Origin of the sequence: Mesorhizobium sp. LMG17149 (assembly GCF_024518695.1) — a bacterium.
Taxonomy (GTDB): Bacteria; Pseudomonadota; Alphaproteobacteria; order Rhizobiales; family Rhizobiaceae; genus Mesorhizobium.
Window position 1 is genome coordinate 165,742 of record NZ_JANIFL010000004.1, and the last position, 20,295, is coordinate 186,036.

Annotated in this window: 19 protein-coding genes; 16 read left to right on the forward strand and 3 right to left on the reverse strand. The window is 62.7% G+C overall.

Going from position 1 to position 20,295, the window contains the following annotated elements:
* The first annotated feature begins 14 nt into the window (after nucleotides 1–14).
* From NP945_RS09905 to NP945_RS09940, 8 genes are all read left to right on the forward strand, one after another.
* Nucleotides 15–1,415, forward strand: coding sequence for a pyruvate dehydrogenase complex E1 component subunit beta (locus NP945_RS09905; RefSeq protein WP_256746230.1), 1,401 nt, complete (start codon nucleotides 15–17; stop codon nucleotides 1,413–1,415).
* Between the two features lie 18 nt (nucleotides 1,416–1,433).
* A complete protein-coding gene (locus NP945_RS09910) occupies nucleotides 1,434–2,798 on the forward strand; it encodes a pyruvate dehydrogenase complex dihydrolipoamide acetyltransferase (protein WP_256746231.1) in 1,365 nt (454 codons plus the stop codon).
* Between the two features lie 13 nt (nucleotides 2,799–2,811).
* Nucleotides 2,812–3,228, forward strand: a complete 417-nt coding sequence (locus NP945_RS09915) for a hypothetical protein (protein WP_256746232.1) — start codon at nucleotides 2,812–2,814, stop codon at nucleotides 3,226–3,228.
* Nucleotides 3,225–3,860, forward strand: coding sequence for an SGNH/GDSL hydrolase family protein (locus tag NP945_RS09920; RefSeq protein ID WP_256746233.1), 636 nt, complete (start codon nucleotides 3,225–3,227; stop codon nucleotides 3,858–3,860). The genes NP945_RS09915 and NP945_RS09920 overlap by 4 nt, the downstream gene beginning before the upstream one ends.
* Before the next feature lie 12 nt (nucleotides 3,861–3,872).
* The gene (gene lpdA, locus NP945_RS09925) at nucleotides 3,873–5,318 is read left to right on the forward strand and encodes a dihydrolipoyl dehydrogenase (RefSeq protein WP_256746234.1); all 1,446 of its coding nucleotides are present in this window, start codon (nucleotides 3,873–3,875) and stop codon (nucleotides 5,316–5,318) included.
* A gap of 89 nt (nucleotides 5,319–5,407) precedes the next feature.
* On the forward strand, nucleotides 5,408–5,665 hold the full coding sequence (locus NP945_RS09930) for a GlsB/YeaQ/YmgE family stress response membrane protein (protein WP_127322932.1): 258 nt from the start codon (nucleotides 5,408–5,410) through the stop codon (nucleotides 5,663–5,665).
* A 137-nt stretch (nucleotides 5,666–5,802) separates the two neighbouring features.
* Nucleotides 5,803–6,768, forward strand: a complete 966-nt coding sequence (lipA, locus tag NP945_RS09935; protein WP_127408712.1) for a lipoyl synthase — start codon at nucleotides 5,803–5,805, stop codon at nucleotides 6,766–6,768.
* A gap of 12 nt (nucleotides 6,769–6,780) precedes the next feature.
* On the forward strand, nucleotides 6,781–7,245 hold the full coding sequence (locus NP945_RS09940) for a type II toxin-antitoxin system RatA family toxin (RefSeq protein ID WP_127267305.1): 465 nt from the start codon (nucleotides 6,781–6,783) through the stop codon (nucleotides 7,243–7,245).
* On the opposite strand, the gene NP945_RS09945 is transcribed toward NP945_RS09940, so the two are convergent.
* Nucleotides 7,242–7,724 carry a CinA family protein gene (locus NP945_RS09945; protein ID WP_256746235.1) on the reverse strand — a complete coding sequence of 161 codons (483 nt, stop codon included), beginning with the start codon at nucleotides 7,722–7,724 and terminating at the stop codon, nucleotides 7,242–7,244. The two genes, NP945_RS09940 and NP945_RS09945, sit on opposite strands and share 4 nt — an antisense overlap.
* Nucleotides 7,721–8,950, reverse strand: a complete 1,230-nt coding sequence (locus NP945_RS09950) for a bifunctional 2-C-methyl-D-erythritol 4-phosphate cytidylyltransferase/2-C-methyl-D-erythritol 2,4-cyclodiphosphate synthase (protein ID WP_127397070.1) — start codon at nucleotides 8,948–8,950, stop codon at nucleotides 7,721–7,723. Before NP945_RS09950 ends, NP945_RS09945 begins: the two co-directional genes overlap by 4 nt.
* Nucleotides 8,951–9,195: 245 nt before the next feature.
* Here NP945_RS09950 and dusB point away from each other — a divergent pair, with 245 nt between their 5' ends.
* From dusB to hflX, 8 genes are all read left to right on the forward strand, one after another.
* Entirely contained in the window at nucleotides 9,196–10,224 is a 1,029-nt protein-coding gene (gene dusB / locus NP945_RS09955; RefSeq protein ID WP_127397069.1) for a tRNA dihydrouridine synthase DusB, read from the forward strand.
* Nucleotides 10,221–11,363 (forward strand): nitrogen regulation protein NR(II), encoded by a 1,143-nt coding sequence (locus NP945_RS09960; RefSeq protein WP_256746236.1) that lies wholly within the window; start codon nucleotides 10,221–10,223, stop codon nucleotides 11,361–11,363. The genes dusB and NP945_RS09960 overlap by 4 nt, the downstream gene beginning before the upstream one ends.
* Nucleotides 11,360–12,820 carry a nitrogen regulation protein NR(I) gene (gene ntrC / locus NP945_RS09965; protein ID WP_127322922.1) on the forward strand — a complete coding sequence of 487 codons (1,461 nt, stop codon included), beginning with the start codon at nucleotides 11,360–11,362 and terminating at the stop codon, nucleotides 12,818–12,820. The genes NP945_RS09960 and ntrC overlap by 4 nt, the downstream gene beginning before the upstream one ends.
* Nucleotides 12,821–12,949: 129 nt before the next feature.
* The gene (locus NP945_RS09970; protein ID WP_127328257.1) at nucleotides 12,950–15,235 is read left to right on the forward strand and encodes a PAS domain-containing sensor histidine kinase; all 2,286 of its coding nucleotides are present in this window, start codon (nucleotides 12,950–12,952) and stop codon (nucleotides 15,233–15,235) included.
* Nucleotides 15,225–16,586, forward strand: coding sequence for a sigma-54 dependent transcriptional regulator (locus NP945_RS09975; RefSeq protein ID WP_023812026.1), 1,362 nt, complete (start codon nucleotides 15,225–15,227; stop codon nucleotides 16,584–16,586). Before NP945_RS09970 ends, NP945_RS09975 begins: the two co-directional genes overlap by 11 nt.
* A 91-nt stretch (nucleotides 16,587–16,677) precedes the next feature.
* The gene (locus NP945_RS09980) at nucleotides 16,678–17,541 is read left to right on the forward strand and encodes a D-amino-acid transaminase (RefSeq protein ID WP_256746237.1); all 864 of its coding nucleotides are present in this window, start codon (nucleotides 16,678–16,680) and stop codon (nucleotides 17,539–17,541) included.
* Nucleotides 17,542–17,686: 145 nt separating this feature from the next.
* Nucleotides 17,687–17,932 carry an RNA chaperone Hfq gene (hfq, locus tag NP945_RS09985; protein ID WP_006202172.1) on the forward strand — a complete coding sequence of 82 codons (246 nt, stop codon included), beginning with the start codon at nucleotides 17,687–17,689 and terminating at the stop codon, nucleotides 17,930–17,932.
* Nucleotides 17,933–19,324, forward strand: a complete 1,392-nt coding sequence (gene hflX / locus NP945_RS09990) for a GTPase HflX (RefSeq protein ID WP_256746238.1) — start codon at nucleotides 17,933–17,935, stop codon at nucleotides 19,322–19,324.
* Between the two features lie 63 nt (nucleotides 19,325–19,387).
* Here the strand turns inward: hflX and mazG are convergent, their stop codons facing one another.
* Nucleotides 19,388–20,212, reverse strand: a complete 825-nt coding sequence (gene mazG / locus NP945_RS09995; RefSeq protein ID WP_127272396.1) for a nucleoside triphosphate pyrophosphohydrolase — start codon at nucleotides 20,210–20,212, stop codon at nucleotides 19,388–19,390.
* Between the last annotated feature and the right edge of the window lie 83 nt (nucleotides 20,213–20,295).

Sequence of the window (20,295 nt, forward strand, 5' to 3'; positions counted from 1 at the left end):
GGGAGGGCAAGGACATGCCGATCGAAATTCTCATGCCCGCTCTCTCGCCGACCATGGAAGAAGGCAATCTTTCGAAGTGGTTGAAGAACGAGGGCGACAAAGTCGTCGCCGGCGACGTCATCGCCGAGATCGAGACCGACAAGGCGACGATGGAAGTCGAAGCCGTTGACGAAGGCACGCTGGGCAAGATCCTGATCGCCGCCGGTACCGAAGGCGTCAAGGTCAACACACCGATCGCCGTGCTGCTACAGGACGGCGAAAGTGCCGGGGATATCGGCAAGGCCGCGGCGCCCGCCAAGGCGGAAGCGCCTGCAAAGGCAGAGGCTCCGGCGGCCGCAGAGGATAAGGCGGAGGCCGCAAAGCCGGCTGCGCCGGTGGCTGCTGCTCCGAAGTCGGAAGTCGCCGCCGATCCGGACATTCCGGCCGGCACGGAAATGGTCTCGACCACGGTGCGCGAAGCGCTGCGCGATGCGATGGCCGAGGAAATGCGCCGCGACGGCGATGTCTTCGTCATGGGCGAGGAGGTTGCCGAATACCAGGGCGCCTACAAGATCACGCAAGGCCTGCTGCAGGAATTCGGGCCGCGGCGCGTCGTCGACACGCCGATCACCGAGCATGGCTTTGCCGGCGTTGGCGTGGGTGCGGCGATGGCCGGCCTGAAGCCGATCGTCGAGTTCATGACCTTCAACTTCGCCATGCAGGCGATCGACCAGATCATCAACTCGGCCGCCAAGACGCTCTATATGTCGGGCGGCCAGATGGGCGCGCCGATCGTGTTCCGTGGACCGAACGGCGCCGCCGCACGCGTCGCCGCTCAGCACTCGCAGTGCTATGCCGCCTGGTACAGCCACATTCCGGGCCTGAAAGTGGTGATGCCCTACACCGCCGCTGACGCCAAGGGCTTGTTGAAGGCAGCGATCCGCGATCCGAACCCGATCATCTTCCTCGAGAATGAAATCCTCTACGGTCAGTCCTTCGACGTGCCGAAGCTGGACGATTTCGTGCTGCCGATCGGCAAGGCGCGCATCCATAAATCAGGCAAGGATGTCACCATCGTCTCCTTCGGCATCGGCATGACCTATGCGGTCAAGGCTGAAGCGGAACTGCGTGGCCTTGGCATCGATGCCGAGATCATCGACTTGCGCACGATCCGGCCGCTCGATCTCGACACCATCATTGCCTCGGTCAAGAAGACCAACCGCCTGGTGGTGGTGGAGGAAGGTTATCCGCAGAACTCGGTCGGCGACCATATCGCCAACCAGGTGTCGCAGCGCGCCTTCGATTTTCTTGACGCGCCGGTCATCACCATCGCCGGCAAGGATGTGCCGATGCCTTATGCGGCGAACCTCGAGAAGCTGGCGTTGCCGAATGTCGGCGAAGTCATCGAGGCGGTCAAAGCCGTCACGTATCGCTGAACCGGGCGGGAGGACAAAATGCCAATCAACATCACCATGCCGGCCCTGTCGCCCACGATGGAAGAGGGCAATCTGTCCAAGTGGCTCGTCAAGGAAGGCGACAAGGTTTCGCCGGGCGATGTGATTGCCGAGATCGAGACCGACAAGGCGACGATGGAAGTCGAGGCTGTCGATGAGGGCACGGTTGCCAAGCTCGTCGTTCCCGCCGGCACCGAAGGCGTCAAGGTCAATGCGCTGATCGCCGTGCTCGCCGGAGAGGGCGAGGATGCGGGCGCTGCCGCGAAAAGCGGCGATGCTGCCGCACCAGCCAAAGCCGAGACGCCGAAAGCGGAGGCTCCCAAGGCTGACGCACCGAAGGCTGAGACACCCAAGGCCGAACCGGTCGCGACCGCATCCAAGGCAGATGCGGCTCCGGTTGCCAACGGCCATGCGGCTGGCGAGCGCACCTTCGCGTCGCCGCTTGCGCGCCGCATCGCGAAGGAGGCCGGTGTCGATGTGTCTGCCGTGACTGGCACCGGCCCACATGGCCGGGTGGTGAAGGCGGATGTCGACGCGGCGATTGCCGGTGGCGGTGCCCAGGCGGCGCCTGCCGCCAAGGCTCCTGCTGGCGCTCCTGCGCCTGCGGTAAAGGCGATGTCGGATGATCAGGTCCTGAAACTGTTCGAACAGGGCTCCTACGAACTCGTCCCGCATGACAATATGCGCAAGACCATTGCGCGGCGCCTGGTCGAGGCCAAGACCACCATCCCGCATTTCTACCTGACGCTCGACTGCGAGCTCGATGCGCTGCTGGCGCTGCGCACGCAGATCAATGCGGCAGCCCCGGTGAAGAAGACTGACAAGGGCGAGGCGCCGGCCTACAAGCTGTCGGTCAACGACATGGTCATCAAAGCGATGGCGATGGCACTGAAGGCGGTGCCGGATGCCAATGCCTCATGGACCGAAAGCGCCATGGTCAAGCACAAGCATGCCGATGTCGGCGTTGCCGTGTCGATCCCGGGCGGCCTGATCACACCGATCATTCGGCATGCCGACGAAAAGACGCTGTCCACCATCTCCAACGAGATGAAGGACCTGGCCAGCCGTGCGCGCAGCCGCAAGCTGAAGCCGGAAGAGTATCAGGGCGGCACCACGGCTGTTTCCAACCTCGGCATGTTCGGCATCAAGGACTTTGCCGCCGTCATCAACCCGCCGCATGCGACCATCCTGGCGGTCGGTGCCGGCGAGGAGCGGGCGGTGGTCAAGAACGGCGAGATCAAGATCGCCACGGTGATGTCGGTGACGCTGTCGACCGATCACCGCGCCGTCGACGGTGCGCTGGGTGCCGAACTGCTGGTCGCCTTCAAGCGGCTGATCGAGAACCCGATGGGCATGCTGGTCTAGGACGGAGAGGGCGGTGCGGATCTTCTTCACCTCCCTCATGGCGTTTTTCCTGTCAGGATTGGCAGGCGGCCTGGTTGCTCAACAGCTGGCGGTCGCAACCCATGCGCAGGAAGAATACATTCTGGTGTTCATGACGTCGGTGCTTGTCACCATTGCTACGACGATCATGTTTTTCATCGCGCAGCTTTTTGCGAACGCACCGACGATCATCAACTGGCTGGGCCTCTGCGCAATTGTCCTGTTCGTGCTGATCGGGCTCGGCCTGATCTGTTGGACGTTCTCTCAGCCGGTCGATAAGCGCCAGTGGGGAGGTGACCTGCCGATCGTCGCCGGCCTGGTTTTGCCGAACCTGGCCACTGTGCTGGTTCACTGGCTGTTCGTGCGCTGGCGGTTGAGGCGCGGCTCGATTAACGCACAGGTGGGCGCATGAAGACGGTTCTTTGCTACGGCGACTCGCTGACCTGGGGCTACAATGCCGAAGGTGGCCGCCATGCGCTGGAAGACCGCTGGCCCAGCGTGCTCCAGGCAGTGTTAGGCGCCGGCGTGCAAGTGATTGCCGATGGCCTCAACGGCCGCACCACGGCCTTCGACGACCATCTGGCCGGCGCGGATCGCAACGGCGCCAGGCTGCTGCCAACGGTGCTGACGACCCATGCGCCGATCGACCTGATTGTCATCATGCTCGGCGCCAACGACATGAAGCCATGGATCCACGGCAATCCCGTCGCGGCCAAGCAGGGCACTCAGCGGCTGATCGACATCGTGCGCGGTCACGACTATCCGTTCGACTGGCCCGCGCCGCAGATACTGATCGTTTCGCCGCCTGTCGTCAGCCGTACTGAAAATGCCGACTTCAAGGAAATGTTCGCCGGTGGCGATGACGCCTCGAAGTTTTTGGCACCGCAATATGCAGCGCTCGCCGACGAGGCCGGCTGCGGCTTCTTCGACGCCGGCAGCGTGGCGCAAACCACACCGCTTGATGGCGTCCATCTCGATGCCGAAAACACGCGAAACATCGGCAAGGCGCTGGCACCCGTCGTGCGCGTCATGCTGGAATTGTGAAGGAGAAAACCCGTGGCTGAGAACTACGACGTCATCATCATCGGCTCCGGCCCTGGCGGCTATGTCACCGCGGTGCGTTCCGCGCAACTCGGCTTCAAGACGGCGATCGTCGAGCGCGAGCATCTCGGCGGCATTTGCCTCAACTGGGGCTGCATCCCGACCAAGGCGCTGCTGCGCTCGGCCGAGATCATGCACTATTCGGATCACCTGAAGGATTACGGGCTGAAGCTCGACGGCAAGGTCAGCGCCGACACAGCGGCCGTGGTCGATCGCTCGCGAAAGGTCTCGCTGCGGTTGAATGGCGGCGTTGCCTTCCTGATGAAGAAGAACAAGGTCGACGTCATCTGGGGCGAGGCCAAGCTTTCGAAGCCGGGCGAGATCGTCGTGTCCAAGACGGCCAAGAAGCCGATGGAGCCGCAGCCGCCGGTGCCGAAAGGCGTCAAGGGCGAGGGCACGTATACCGCCAAGCACATCATCCTGGCGACCGGCGCGCGGCCACGTGCGCTGCCCGGCATCGAGCCTGACGGCAGACTGATCTGGACCTATTTCGAGGCCATGGTGCCGAAGGAGATGCCGAAGTCGCTGCTGGTCATGGGATCGGGCGCCATCGGCATCGAATTCGCCTCCTTCTACCGCACCATGGGCGCCGAAGTAACGGTGGTCGAACTGCTGCCTGCGGTGATGCCGGTCGAGGATGCCGAAGTCTCGAAATTCGCGCAGAAGCAGTTCGAGAAGCAAGGCATGAAGATCATCCTCGAAGCCAAGGTGACCAAGGTCGAGAAGGGTCCCAATTCGGTCACGGCGCATGTCGAGATGAAGGACGGCAAGGTTGAGAAGATCACCGCCGATCGGATGATCTCGGCCGTCGGCGTGCAGGGCAACATCGAGGGCCTCGGACTCGAGGCGCTTGGCGTGAAGACGGAGCGTGGCTGCGTCGTCATCGATGGCTACGGCAAGACCAATGTGCCGGGCATCTATGCCATCGGCGATGTCGCCGGCCCGCCGATGCTTGCCCACAAGGCCGAGCATGAAGGCGTGGTGTGCATCGAGAAGATCGCTGATTTTCCCGGCGTGCATGCCACCGACAAGCTGAAGATTCCGGGCTGCACCTACTGCAATCCACAGGTTGCCTCGGTCGGCCTGACGGAAGCGAAAGCCAAGGCCGAGGGCAAGGACATCCGGGTCGGGCGCTTCCAGTTCGCCGCCAACGGCAAGGCCATTGCGCTCGGCGAGGATCAGGGTTTCGTCAAGACCATCTTCGACAAGAAGACCGGTCAACTGCTCGGCGCCCACATGGTCGGTGCCGAAGTGACCGAACTGATCCAGGGCTTTGTCGTGGCGATGAACCTGGAGACCACCGAGGAAGAGCTGATGCATACCATCTTCCCGCACCCGACGCTGTCGGAGATGATGAAGGAAAGCGTGCTCGACGCCTATGGCCGCGCGCTCAACGCCTGATAGATTGAAAGCGCTGCTACAGATGGAACCCGGCGGCAAGGTACTTCGTTTGCGGATGCGTTTCCACGCATCACACAAGGAGAAGGCATATGCACCTGAATGGCGTCGGCTGGATAGCAGCCATCATCATCGGCGGCCTGGCAGGCTGGTTCGCCGAAATGTTCATGAAGAGCGACACCGGCATCTTCATGAACATCGTTATGGGCATCGTCGGCGCGGTCGTGCTGAACGCCATTCTGCAGGCTCTCAATTTTGGCCCGTTCGGCGTCGGCTGGATTGCCTATCTCATCACCGGCTTTATCGGTGCCTGCCTGCTGATCTGGGCCGGGCGTCTTGTGCGCCGTTAGCATCACTGAAGAGGCGCCATGCGAAAAAGGCTGTTGCGGCATGCGCCGCGGCGGCCTTTTTCTTTGCGTTGAAAAGTCCTAGATGACGTTATGACAGCGAACGCCTGACTGGCGTCGCGAATGAACCAGGTTCCCCGATGGTCACTGTCCTCGATACGATCGCCAACGCCCCGCGCTTGCGGCATCCGGAAAAGGCGCACAAGCCTGACCAGGACGTGCTGCGCAAGCCCGACTGGATCCGCGTCAAGGCGCCGATGTCGAAGGGCTATGCCGAAACGCGCGAGATCGTCAAATCGCACAAGCTGGTGACGGTCTGCGAAGAGGCTGGCTGCCCCAACATCGGCGAATGCTGGGAAAAGAAGCACGCCACCTTCATGATCATGGGCGAGATCTGCACCCGCGCCTGCGCCTTCTGCAACGTCGCCACAGGCATTCCAACCGCGCTTGACCCCGATGAGCCGGCCCGCGTGGCGCATGCGGTCAAGCAGATGGGCTTGACCCATGTCGTCATCACCTCGGTCGATCGCGACGACCTCGCCGATGGCGGTGCGCAACATTTCGCCGAAGTCATTCGCGCCATCCGGGCGGCAACGCCGCTGACGACGATCGAAATCCTGACGCCCGACTTCCTGCGCAAGGACGGCGCGCTGGAGGTCGTCGTGGCCGCCAAGCCCGACGTCTTCAACCACAATCTCGAAACCGTACCGTCGAACTATCTGACGGTTCGTCCGGGCGCCCGCTATTTCCATTCGATCCGGCTGTTGCAGCGGGTCAAGGAGCTTGATCCGTCGATCTTCACCAAGTCCGGCATCATGGTGGGGCTGGGCGAGGAACGGAATGAAATCCTGCAGCTGATGGATGATCTGCGGTCCGCCAATGTCGACTTCATGACCATCGGCCAGTACCTGCAGCCGTCGAAGAAGCACCATCCGGTGATCCGCTTCGTCACTCCGGAGGAGTTTAAATCTTTCGAGACGATCGGCCGGACCAAGGGTTTCCTGCTGGTGGCGTCCAGCCCGCTGACGCGTTCGTCGCATCACGCCGGCGACGATTTCGCCAAGCTGCGTGCGGCACGGGAAGCGATTCTCAAGAAAACAGCCTAACCCGCTGGTTTCATGCCAAAATTCGAAGCCACCCGACGCGTATCCCATACACCCGAGCAGATGTTCGCGCTGGTCGCCGATGTTGAATCCTATCCGCAATTCCTGCCGCTTTGCGAAGCGCTGACGGTTCGCTCGCGCAAGGAGCGTGACGGGCGCACGGTTCTGCTTGCCGACATGAGCATCGGCTACAAGGCGATCCGCGAAACCTTCACGACGCAGGTGCTGCTGAAGCCCGCCGAGAACACCATCGACGTGAAGTACATCGACGGGCCCTTCAAATATTTGAGCAACGTCTGGCGTTTCGAAGCGGACGGCGCCGGGTGCACCGTCCGCTTCTTCATCGACTACGAGTTCAAGAGCCGTATTCTGGGCGCGGTCATGGGGACCATGTTCGATCGCGCCTTCCGCATGTTCGCCGAAGCCTTTGAGAAGCGCGCCGACGTCATCTACGGTGCAGCACCCCGGGTCCAGGGTTAGCCGAGTGCTTGCAGGCCCAGCTCCAGCGCTTGCCGGACCGTTTCGCGACGAATGAAATCGCGGCCTTTGTCTGCAAAGCGCTGGTGCTCGGCGACAATCGGTCGGCCGTCCAGCGCAACCCCGAACCAGACCAGGCCGACCGGTTTTTCCGCCGAACCGCCGCCAGGCCCAGCGATCCCGGTGACCGCCAGGGTCAGCCCGGCGCGCGAACGGGCAAGCGCGCCTGCCGCCATTTCAATTGCAGTCTCGCCCGAAACCGCGCCATGCGCCTCGAGCGTGGCGGCGGAAACACCGAGCATGTCCATCTTGGCTTCGTTGGAATAGGTGATGAAGCCACGATCGATCACGGCGGACGAGCCGGCGATGTCGGTCAACGCGGCGATGATCATGCCGCCGGTGCAGCTTTCCGCCGTTGCCAGCATGATGCCGCGTCTCTGGCAGGCTTGCAGCAGGGCATTTGCCAGCTCGTTGTGGGTCATTCCGGCACCTCGCCGGGAAACACCACGCTGGCGGTGGCGATCGCCGCAATGCCTTCCTCACGCCCGACAAAGCCGAGCTTCTCATTGGTTGTGGCCTTGATCGAGATGCGATCCGGCGTAATTGCCAGCATCTGCGAAAGGGCTGCGGTCATGGCCTCGCGATGCGGGCCGACGCGCGGCGCTTCGCAGATCAGCGTGATGTCGGCATTGGCGATGCGGCCGCCGCGCGCGCGCACCAGTTTCGCCGCATGCTCGACGAATATGCGCGACGCAGCGCCTTTCCACTGCGGGTCGGATGGCGGGAAATGCGTGCCGATGTCGCCGGCGCCGCAAGTCGCCAGCAGCGCATCGGTCAAGGCGTGCAGACCGACATCGGCGTCGGAATGGCCGGACAGCTTCTTGTCGTGCGCTATGGCGACGCCACACAAAGTGACATGGTCTCCCGGTTCGAAGGCGTGGACGTCGTAGCCATTGCCGGTACGGATGTCGGGAAAGCGCACGCGTTCGCCGGAAAGCCGCTGGTCCGCCATCGCAATATCCCGTGCCCAGGTGAGTTTGACATTGTCCGGCGAGCCCGGAACGATCTTGACCGGAATATGCGCCCATTCGGCGATCGCGGCATCGTCGGTAAAATCCATTTTTCCCAGATGATGGGCTTTCTCGTGCGCGGCAAGAATGGGCCAGAACGGAAAGCCCTGTGGCGTTTGCGCCGCGTGAAGCCCGCTGCGCGATACGGTTTCGCCAACCACGCCGGAGGCCGATTCGCGCTTCAGCGTGTCGGCGACGGGCAAAGCGGGCAACGCGCCCTCGCGCTCGCCGATGGCGGCGATGGTGCGATCTATCAGGTCCGCATCGACAAACGGACGCACGGCGTCATGGATCAGGACCTGCGCCGGCGCGTGGCCTCTAAGGGCAAGCAGGCCGAGCCGAACGGATTCCTGCCTCGTCGCCCCGCCCATGATGGCGGTGACGCGCTCGGCATTGGCGCCCGCCGCCTGCCGGAACAACTCATGGTCATCGGCATGAATGGCGACGACGATCTCGCTGGTCCGCGGGTGGGCCAGAAAAATGTCCAGCGTGTGTGCAATGACGGCAAAGCCGCCAATGTGTTGATATTGCTTCGGTCCGTTGGCCTGTCCGGCGCGCGCACCACGGCCGGCCGCAACGATCACCACCGCGACCTTGCCGTCCGCATCCGAAACGTGGTTTTCACTTGCGTCAGTCATGCCCGTTTGGTCCTAGCGCACGATCCCGAAAAGTGTAATCGGTTTTCGGAAAGATCGTGCGCTAAGTATGAAATTCCAAAGCGTCTTTTGCGCGTCCTCAGGGACGCGCGGCGCTTTGGTCGCGGCCAAAACCGAAGGCCGGCATTTTTCCCAATTGCGCCTTAATGTGGCGTCATTCCGCGTTGCACATTGCGCCGGTTCTGGCTAGAGAATGTGCAACGAATGAAGATGCTTGGTTTTTGTGCATGGTTAACTTGACCAAATTGGCCGCGCCGCTCGATGTCGGTGGCGTGAGAATCCGCAATCGCGTGTTCCTCGCACCGATGTCGGGGATTACGGACGAGCCGTTCCGGCAGCGTGCCCACGCGCATGGAGCGGGCCTGGTCGTATCCGAAATGGTTGCCAGCGGCGAGCTTGCCAAGGGCAGGGCCGGTTTCAATCTGCGCATACGCCACTCCGGCCTGCCCGTCCATATGGTTCAGCTGGCAGGCCGTGAGGCGATGCACATGGCCGAAGGTGCCAGAATCGCCGCCGGTGAGGGGGCCGACATTATCGACATCAACATGGGATGCCCGGCCAAGAAGGTCACCGGCGGTTATGCGGGTTCGGCATTGATGCTGGATCTCGACCACGCACTGTCGCTGATCGACGCCGTTGTCGGCGCGGTCGAGGTGCCGGTGACGGTCAAGATGCGGCTTGGCTGGGACGAAGGCGCGCTCAATGCGCCGATGCTCGCGCGCCGCGCCGAACAGGCCGGCGTCAGGATGGTGACCGTGCACGGCCGGACGCGCTGCCAGTTCTACCAGGGCAAGGCCGACTGGCGCGCCATCGCCCGCGTCAAGGAAGCCGTGTCCATCCCGGTCGTCGCCAATGGTGACGTCTCTTCGCCGGCGGAAGCGGCCGACATTCTCGATCAATCGGGTGCCGACGCCGTGATGATCGGCCGTGCCCATTATGGCGCGCCCTGGATTGCAGGCGGCATTGCGGCCGCAGCGACCGGCGAGGCGACGCCAAACATGCCACGGGACTCGACGGCGGTCGCCGACTACATCGTGGCCCACTATGAGGACATGCTGGCGCTCTACGGCGCCGAAAGCGGCCTGCGCCAGGCGCGCAAGCATCTTGGCTGGTATCTTGATCGGCATGCTGGCGGCGTCGCCGACGACAGCCGAAAGGCCATACTGACTGCATTCCAGCCCGCGCGCGTCATTGCCTTGCTGCGCGATGTGTTTTCGCGCGATCCGCAACCCTTGAACCTGCGGAGCGCCGCATGAACGCCGCCGCCGGCCAGGGCGCTGAAATGGCGGATGCCGCCCAGATCGTGCTCAACACCATCCGTCGCCCGGTGATCATGATCAGCGAGGAGGGGTTCATCACCTTCGCCAACGCCGATGCGGAAGACTTCTTTCGCTCGAGCGCGACCATGCTGGCGCGGAACACGCTGTCAAAACTCATTCCCTTCGGCAGCCCGCTGCTGACGCTGGTCGATCAGGTGCGCGAGCGTCGGGCTCCGGTCAACGAGTATCGGGTCGACGTGTCGTCGCCGCGTCTCGGCATCGAGAAGGTCGTCGATCTCTACGTCGCGCCGGTGCCGGAATATCCGGGCTCCGTCGTGGTGATGTTCCAGGAACGGTCGATGGCCGACAAGATCGACCGGCAGATGACGCATCGGGGTGCCGCACGTTCGGTGACCGGTCTGGCGGCGATGCTTGCCCATGAGATAAAGAACCCGCTCTCAGGCATCCGGGGCGCGGCCCAACTGCTTGAACTGTCGGCTTCCGACGAGGACCGTGCGCTGACGCGGCTGATCACCGACGAGACGGACCGCATCGTATCGCTGGTCGATCGCATGGAGGTGTTTTCCGACGAGCGGCCGATCGATCGCTATCCCGTCAATATCCATGTCGTGCTCGACCATGTGAAGGCGATTGCCAAGAACGGTTTTGCCAAGAAAATCAAGATAATGGAGGATTATGATCCTTCATTGCCTCCGGTGTTTGCCAACCGCGACCAGCTCATCCAGGTGTTCCTCAACCTGGTCAAGAACGCTGCCGAGGCGATCGGCAGCGACCCGCAGGGCGAGATCGTGCTGTCGACCGCCTTCCGGCCGGGCATCCGTGTTTCCGTTCCGGGCACGCAGGACCGCGTGTCGCTGCCGCTGGAATTCTGCGTGCGCGACAATGGCTCCGGCGTCTCCGAAGACATCCTGCCGATCCTGTTCGACCCGTTCATCACCACCAAGCCGAACGGCTCCGGGTTGGGTCTTGCGCTGGTCGCCAAGATCGTCGGCGAGCATGGCGGCATCATCGAATGCGAATCGACGCCGCGCGGCACCACATTCCGCATCCTGATGCCGGCCTGGAAAGAAGCGCCAAACGGCGCCGATGATGACGGCGAAGGAGACTTCAAATGACCGTTCGCGGCAATATTCTCGTCGCCGACGACGACGCGGCGATCCGCACCGTCCTCAACCAGGCGCTTTCACGCGCCGGTCATGAGGTGCGCGTCACCTCCAACGCTTCGACGCTTTGGCGCTGGGTGGCGGCGGGCGAGGGCGATCTGGTCATCACCGATGTGGTGATGCCGGACGAAAACGCCTTCGACATGCTGCCGCGCATCAAGAAGGCCAGGCCGGAGCTGCCGGTTATCGTCATGAGCGCCCAGAACACATTCATGACGGCGATCCGCGCCTCCGAAACCGGCGCTTACGAATATCTGCCCAAGCCGTTCGACCTGACCGAACTGCTCAACATCGTCAACCGGGCGCTTTCCGAGCCGCGTCGGCCGAAGATCGATGCGCGGCCGGAAGAACAGCCGGACGCGATGCCGCTGGTCGGCCGCTCGGCGGCCATGCAGGATATCTACCGCATGCTGGCGCGCATGATGCAGACCGACCTGACGGTGATGATCTCGGGCGAATCCGGCACCGGCAAGGAGCTGGTGGCGCGCGCGCTGCATGAATATGGCCGCCGCCGCGGCGGCCCCTTCGTCGCCATCAATATGGCGGCGATCCCGCGTGACCTGATCGAATCGGAACTGTTCGGTCACGAGAAGGGTGCCTTCACCGGCGCGCAGAACCGCTCGACCGGCCGCTTCGAGCAGGCCGAAGGCGGCACGCTGTTCCTCGATGAAATCGGCGACATGCCGATGGAGGCGCAGACGCGCCTGCTGCGCGTGCTGCAGCAGGGCGAGTACACCACGGTCGGCGGACGCACGCCGATCAAGACCGACGTGCGCATCGTCGCTGCCACCAACAAGGATCTGCGCACGCTGATCAACCAGGGGCTCTTCCGCGAGGATCTTTTCTATCGCCTCAACGTCGTGCCGCTCCGGCTGCCGGCGCTGCGTGAGCGCTCCGAGGATGTGCCGGACCTCGTCCGCCATTTCTTCAAGCTCGGCGAAATGGAAGGCCTGCAGACCAAGCGCATTTCTTCCGGCGGCATCGAGTTGATGAAGCGCTATCCGTGGCCGGGCAATGTGCGCGAACTGGAAAACCTGGTTCGCAGGCTCGCCGCGCTCTATTCGCAGGACGAGATTTCCGCCGAGATCATCGAGGCGGAGCTCAAGACCGGCGAACGTCCGGTGGTGCCGGGTGGCGGCAATCTGATCCCCGACGATTTGTCGATCGGGCAGGCGGTCGAGCACTTCCTGCAGCGCTATTTCGCTTCCTTTGCCGGCGAATTGCCGCCGGCGGGGCTTTATCAGCGCATCCTGTCCGAGGTCGAGTTTCCGCTCGTCCTGGCCTCGATGACGGCAACGCGCGGCAACCAGATCAAGGCTGCGGAACTGCTGGGCTTGAACCGCAACACGCTGCGCAAGAAGATCCGCGAGCTCGGCGTCAACGTCTACAAATCATCGCGGCAGGGCTGAGCCTTGATCTGAGCCCGCGCTCTTTTCAGGGGATCGGCTCGCGAAAGATTTCCGTCTCGGTCACACTTGTTGCATAATCGCCACAATGCGTTGCATACATCCGACGCAATCATGGCTCTAGACGGCGACATGGCTCCGCAGGCACCGACAACAAACCAACCGCTCTTCAGCGAACCCGGCGCTCGTGACGGGCGCCGGCTGCTTGCGCTGCCGGGTGTGATCGCGGTCGTCGGCGCGCTGATGACGGCGGCGATCTCGTTCACCATCCTCGTTGGCGCCACGCCGATCACACCGAACGAGTCGACGACGCTGGCGTTGATTGCCCTCAACGCGGCTTTCGTCCTGTTTCTTATCGCGCTGGTCGGGCGTGAGGTGCACCGCATCCTGATGGCGCGCCGGCATGGTAAGGCCGCTTCGCGGCTGCATGTGCGCATTGTCGCCATGTTCGCCCTGGTTGCCGCCATTCCCGCCATCATGGTGGCCATCATTGCCTCGATCACGCTCGACATCGGCCTTGACCGCTGGTTCGAGATCCGCACCAAGACGATCGTCAATTCATCCCTCTCGATCGCCGACGCCTATGTCCAGGAAAATGCCCGCAACCTCCAGGGCACGACATTGTCCATGGCCTATGATCTCGATGCGTCGCGCACGCTCTACGGCCTTGATCGTACCGGCTTTCTCGACCTGATGAACAAGGAAGCCGTGGGCCGTTCGCTGGCCCATGCGGCGCTGATCAAGCCGGACGGCTCTTTCGTCATGAGCGCCAAGACCGATACGGAGTTCGCCATGCCCGAGCCGCCGGAAGGCGCGGTGGCCAGCGCTGCCGACGGCAAGCCGGTGCTGATCGAACCGAAAACGCGCAACATCATGGGCGCCATCGTCAAGCTGCGGGAGATCGAAGGGCTCTATCTCTACACCATTCGGCTCGTCGATCCCGAAGTGATCAAGGCACGGCAGATCGTCAGGTCCAACACCGACGAATATCGGGGGCTGGAAGATAACCGCCGTACCTCGCAGGTGGCCTTCGCGCTGCCCTATCTGTCGCTGACGCTCATCATCATCCTGTCCGCGATCTGGACCGGCATTGCGGTCGCCGACCGTCTGGTGCGGCCTATTCGCCAGCTCATCGGCGCCGCCGACGAGGTGGCGACCGGCAATCTCGACGTCGCGGTTCCCGTCAGGCCTTCGGACGGCGATGTCGCCTCGCTCGGCGATACCTTCAACAAGATGCTTCTCGAACTGAAATCGCAGCGCAATGAGATCCTGTCGGCCAAGGACCTGATCGACGAACGGCGCCGCTTTTCCGAAGCCGTGCTTGCCGGCGTTACCGCCGGCGTCATCGGCGTCGATCCCTACGGCATCGTCACCATCGTCAACCGCTCGGCCGAGGCGATGCTGGCGATTTCGGCCAGCGCAGCCCTTGGGCAGAATCTTTCCGCCGTGCTGCCGCATGTCGGCCGCGTCTTCGAGATCGGTCGCAAGTCCGGCAAACCCGTCTATCGCGAGCAGGTGACCTTTTACCGCGCCGGTGCCGAGCGGACCTTCAACGTGCAGATCACCATCGAGGCCGGCGACGACGGTTCGGAGGAAAAATCCTATGTCGTGACGGTCGACGACATCACCGACCTGGTTCAGGCGCAGCGCTCGTCGGCCTGGGCTGATGTGGCACGGCGTATCGCCCACGAGATCAAGAACCCGCTGACGCCGATCCAGCTCTCGGCCGAACGCATCAAGCGCCGTTACGGCAAGGTGATTACCGAGGACCGCGAGGTTTTCGACCAATGCACCGACACCATCATCCGTCAGGTTGAGGATATCGGCCGTATGGTCGACGAATTCTCGGCGTTCGCGCGCATGCCAAAGCCCGAGATGAAGGCGATAGATCTGCGCGAATCGCTGCGTGAGGCCTCGTTCCTGGTCGAGGTCAGCCGCGCCGACATCACTTTCGAGCGGATCTTCGGCACCGAGCCGCTCAAGGGCACTTTCGACAGCCGCCTGATGGCGCAGGCTTTCGGCAATGTGATCAAGAACGCCGCCGAGGCCATCGACGGATTGGAACAGAAGGACGGTTCGCACGGCATAATCCGGATTCAAGCCGGGCGCCAGAATGGTGCGATTCGAATCGACGTCATCGACAATGGCAAAGGCCTGCCGCGCGAGAATCGCCAACGGCTGCTCGAGCCCTACATGACCACACGCGAGAAGGGCACCGGACTTGGCCTCGCTATCGTCAAGAAGATCGTGGAGGACCATGGCGGCAGGCTGGAACTACACGATGCTCCAGCGGACTTCCACGATGGGCGCGGCGCGATGATCAGCATCATCCTGCCGCCTGCGGCCGCAACGGCTCCGCGCAGCGAAAGCAGGGCGGAAAACGAAAGAGAAACTGAAAAGGTCGGTAATGGCGTCTGATATTCTCATCGTCGATGACGAGGAAGACATCCGTGAACTCGTCGCGGGCATACTGAGCGACGAAGGTCACGAAACCCGCACGGCATTCGATGCCGACAGCGCGCTCGCTGCTATAGCTGATCGCGCGCCGCGGCTGATTTTCCTCGATATCTGGCTGCAGGGCTCGCGCCTGGACGGGCTGGCGCTGCTCGACGAGATCAAGACCATGCATCCGACCTTGCCGGTGGTGATGATTTCCGGCCACGGCAACATCGAAACGGCGGTTTCCGCCATCCGTCGCGGCGCCTATGACTTCATCGAAAAACCGTTCAAGGCCGACAGGCTGATCCTTATTGCCGAGCGTGCGCTCGAGACCTCGAAATTGCGGCGCGAGGTTTCCGACCTCAAGCTGCGCAGCGGCGAAACCTTCGATCTGATCGGCATGTCGTCGGCGATGAGCCAGTTGCGCCAGACCATCGAACGCGTCGCGCCGACCAACAGCCGCGTGATGATCATCGGACCGTCGGGCTCGGGCAAGGAACTGGCCGCGCGCGCCATCCACACGCTGTCGGCGCGCAAGAGCGCACCTTTCGTGACGCTGAGCGCCGCCAACATCACGCCCGAGCGCATGGAAATCGAGCTGTTCGGTACCGAATCGAATGGCGTCGAGCGCAAGGTCGGCGCGCTGGAGGAGGCCCATCGCGGTATCCTCTACATCGACGAGGTGGCCGACATGCCGCGCGAGACGCAAAACAAGATCCTGCGCGTGCTGGTCGAGCAGCAGTTCGAGCGGGTAGGGGGAACCAAGCGGGTCAAGGTCGATGTCCGCATCATCTCCTCGACCTCGCAGAACCTCGAAGCGATGATTGCCGACGGGCGTTTCCGCGAGGATCTTTACCATCGCCTCGCGGTGGTTCCGGTCATCGTGCCTGGATTGGCCGAGCGGCGCGAGGATATTCCCTACCTCGTCGACAATTTCATGAAGCAGATCGCCCGTCAGGCCGGCATCAAGCCGCGCCGCATCGGCGACGACGCGCTGGCCGTGCTGCAGGCGCACAACTGGCCGGGCAACGTTCGCCAGCTGCGCAACAATGTCGAGCGCCTGATGATCCTTGCGCGCGGCGACGACGTCGATGCGCCGATCACCGCCGATCTGTTGCCGGCCGAGATCGGCGATGTCATGCCGCGCACGCCGAATCAATCCGACCAGCACATCATGGCGCTGCCGTTGCGCGAAGCGCGTGAGCAGTTCGAGAAGGACTACCTGATCGCCCAGATCAACCGTTTCGGCGGCAACATCTCGAAAACCGCCGAGTTCATCGGCATGGAGCGCTCCGCACTGCACCGCAAGCTGAAGTCGCTGGGCGTCTGACGCGGGTTAGCCGCGCCTGGGCCAAGCATTTGCCGGTTACGGCCGCGGTGGAATCGCATAAGAAAGCCCCAGAATTTCCTAGAGGTTGCCCATGCCGCGCATTGCCTATGTCAACGGGCGCTATGTCACGCACGCCGACGCTGCAGTGCATATCGAGGATCGCGGCTATCAGTTCGCCGACGGTGTCTATGAGGTCTGCGAGGTGGCGCATGGCTTCATCGTCGACATGCCGCGCCATCTGGCCCGGCTGAACCGCTCGCTGACCGAATTGTCGATCGCCTGGCCAGTCACCTCTCGAGTGCTGCCGCTTATCCTGCGCGAGGTGGTCAACCGCAACCATGTCGCCAACGGCCTGGTCTATGTCCAGGTGACGCGCGGCGTCGCCAGCCGCGACTTCGTCTTCCCTTCCGCCGACACCAAGCCGGCCCTGGTGGTGACCGCCAGGAAGGCCGACCCCGCAGCCGGAGCAAAGCGCGCCGAGACCGGCATCGCGGTCATCACCGTGCCGGAGAACCGCTGGGACCGCGTCGACATCAAGACCGTCGGGCTGCTGCCCAATGTATTGGCCAAGCAGAAGGCAAAGGAGGCCGGTGCGCAGGAAGCCTGGTTCGTCGACGCCGAAGGTAACGTCAAGGAAGGCGGCTCGTCCAACGCCTGGATCGTCACCAGGGACGGCGTCCTGGTCACCAGGCCGGCCGAGCACGGCATCCTGCGCGGCATCACCCGCACGACCATGTTCGAAGTGGCGGCCAAGCTCGGCCTGAAGATCGAGGAGCGCGGCTTTTCCGTCGCCGAGGCCAAGGCGGCACGCGAGGCGTTCATCAGCTCCGCAACGACACTCGCCATGCCGGTGGTGGCTATCGACGGCGATACGGTCGCCAATGGGCACCCCGGCTCAATAACACTTTCCTTGCGGCAGGCCTTTTTTGACATTGCGGAAAAAAGTCCAGCCTGATAACCGCACAGGTGGAATGAACATCAATATATCTCGTTCTGCTTGTCGTTACTGACGACAAGACGGTGTTTGCGAGCTTGACATGCGCCCGTTAATTTGGCGCATTGGCTTGCAAACCGAAGGGGATCGGCGAAAGACAAGAACAATGGCGGAACGATCGCAAAACCTTCAGGACCTGTTCCTGAATTCAGTTCGCAAGAGCAAGAACCCGCTCACCATCTTCCTTATCAACGGCGTCAAGCTGACCGGCGTGGTCACTTCGTTCGACAATTTCTGTGTCCTGCTGCGCCGTGACGGTCACTCCCAGCTCGTCTACAAGCACGCCATTTCCACGATCATGCCGAGCCAGCCGGTTCAGATGTTCGATGGCGAGGAAAGCCAGGGCGCCTGATTGGCACGTGAGAAAGACGCGGACGCCACCGTTCGCGGGAAACCAACGCATCATCCCGGGACGGAAGCCAAGGGCCCGACCCGGGCTGTTGTCATTGTGCCCGTCCTTACCCGCCACCAGCGCAACGACGACGAGACCAACCGTCCTCGGCTGATGCGTTCGGCTGATGCTCGTCACGACGAGGCCGTCGGCCTTGCCCGCGCCATCAACCTGGATCTGATCCACACTGCGGTGGTGACCGTCAACGATCCGCGCCCGGCGACGCTGCTCGGCAGCGGCAAGGTTGCGGAGTTCGCGGAAATCGTCAAAGAGGGACATGCGGAAGTGGTCGTCGTCGACCATCCGTTGACCCCGGTGCAGCAGCGCAATCTCGAAAAAGAGCTGAACGCCAAGGTGCTGGACCGCACCGGGCTGATTCTTGAGATCTTCGGCGAGCGCGCACGCACCAAGGAAGGCACGCTGCAGGTCGAACTCGCCCATCTCAACTACCAGAAGGGCCGCCTCGTGCGCAGCTGGACCCATCTGGAGCGCCAGCGCGGCGGCGCCGGCTTCCTCGGGGGCCCCGGCGAAACGCAGATCGAATCCGACCGGCGGCAGTTGCAGGAAAAGATCATCAAGCTGAAGCAGGAGCTGGAAACGGTGCGGCGCACGCGCGACCTGCACCGCGCCAAGCGCAGGAAGGTGCCGTTCCCGGTAGTGGCGATCGTCGGCTATACCAACGCCGGCAAGTCGACGCTGTTCAACCGGCTGACCGGGGCGGATGTGCTGGCGCAGGACATGCTGTTCGCCACGCTCGACCCGACGCTGCGCCGCGTGCGCCTCCCACATGGCACGCCGATCATCCTCTCCGATACGGTCGGCTTCATTTCGGACCTGCCGACGCATCTGATCGCGGCTTTCCGCGCCACCCTGGAAGAGGTGGTCGAGGCCGATCTCGTGCTTCATCTGCGCGACATTTCCGATCCGGACACTGCTGCACAAGCGGAAGATGTCGAGCGCATCCTGGCCGACCTCGGTGTCGACGCTGGCGACGCCAAGCGCGTGATAGAAGTGTGGAACAAGATCGACCGGCTCGACGAAGGCAACCGGACCCGGCTGCTTGCAGACGGCGCCGACGCCAACAAGGCGCCGCCGATTGCGGTGTCGGCGGTGACCGGCGAGGGCATCGATGCGCTGAAGGCGATCATCGAAACACGGATGGCGGGCGAACTCGAAGACCTCACCGTGACGATCGAGCCGGCCCATTTCGGCCTTGTCGACTGGCTTTACCGCAATGGCGATGTCGTTTCGCGAAGCGACAATGATGACGGCAGCGCCACCATCTCGCTCAAGGCCACGCAAAGCGCCCGCGAAGAGATCGAAAGCAGATTGCGTCGTAAAAACAACGGGTAATCCGGAGCAATTCCAGGAAAAAGTGTATAGCGGTTTTCCGTCCGGAATTGCCCGAAAGAGAGATTACTTCGCGGTCTTTGCTTCCTGCCAGAGCGCTTCCATCTCGGCCAGATCAGCCTTTTCCAGCGTGCTGCCGGATTTTTCCAGAGCTTGTTCGACATAGTGGAAGCGCGAGCGGAATTTTTCGTTGGTGCCGCTCAGCGCTGCTTCGGAATCGAGCTTGAGATGACGGCCGAGATTGACGACGGCAAACAGCATGTCGCCGAACTCGTCCTTGATCGAGGCGGTGTCGCCCTTTGCCAGCGCCTCGCGCAATTCGCCGATCTCTTCCTCGATCTTGTCGAGGATGGGCGCCGCCTCGCTCCAGTCGAAACCGACGCGGGCGGCCTTCTCCTGAAGTTTCAGCGCCCGGGTCAGTGCGGGCAGGGCGACCGGCACGCTGTCCAGAAACCCCTTGCCGTTGTCTTCGGGATCGAGACCACGCGCGAGGCGGGCGCTTCGTTTCTCCGCCTTCTCTTCGGCCTTGATCTCTTCCCACATGCCCTTGGCCATGCCGGCGTTGCGGGCTTTCTCGTCGCCGAAGACATGCGGATGGCGGCGGATCATCTTCGTCGTGATGGCTTGCACCACATCCGGGAAGGCGAATTCACCGGCCTCCTCGGCCATCTGCGCGTGATAGACAACCTGCAGCAGAAGGTCGCCGAGCTCGTCGCGCAGATCGTCAAGGTCGCCGCGCGCGATGGCGTCCGCCACCTCATAGGCTTCCTCAATCGTGTAGGGCGCGATGGTCGAGAAATCCTGTTCGATGTCCCAGGGACAGCCGGTCTTCGGCGCCCGTAGCGCCGCCATGATCTCGATCAGGCGCGAAATGTCTTTCGATGGCGTCATCTAGAGCTATTCCAGGAAAAGTGTGAAACGGTTTTCTGTCCGGAATTGCGTCAAAACAGTCTATCGGATGCTATCCCGCGACC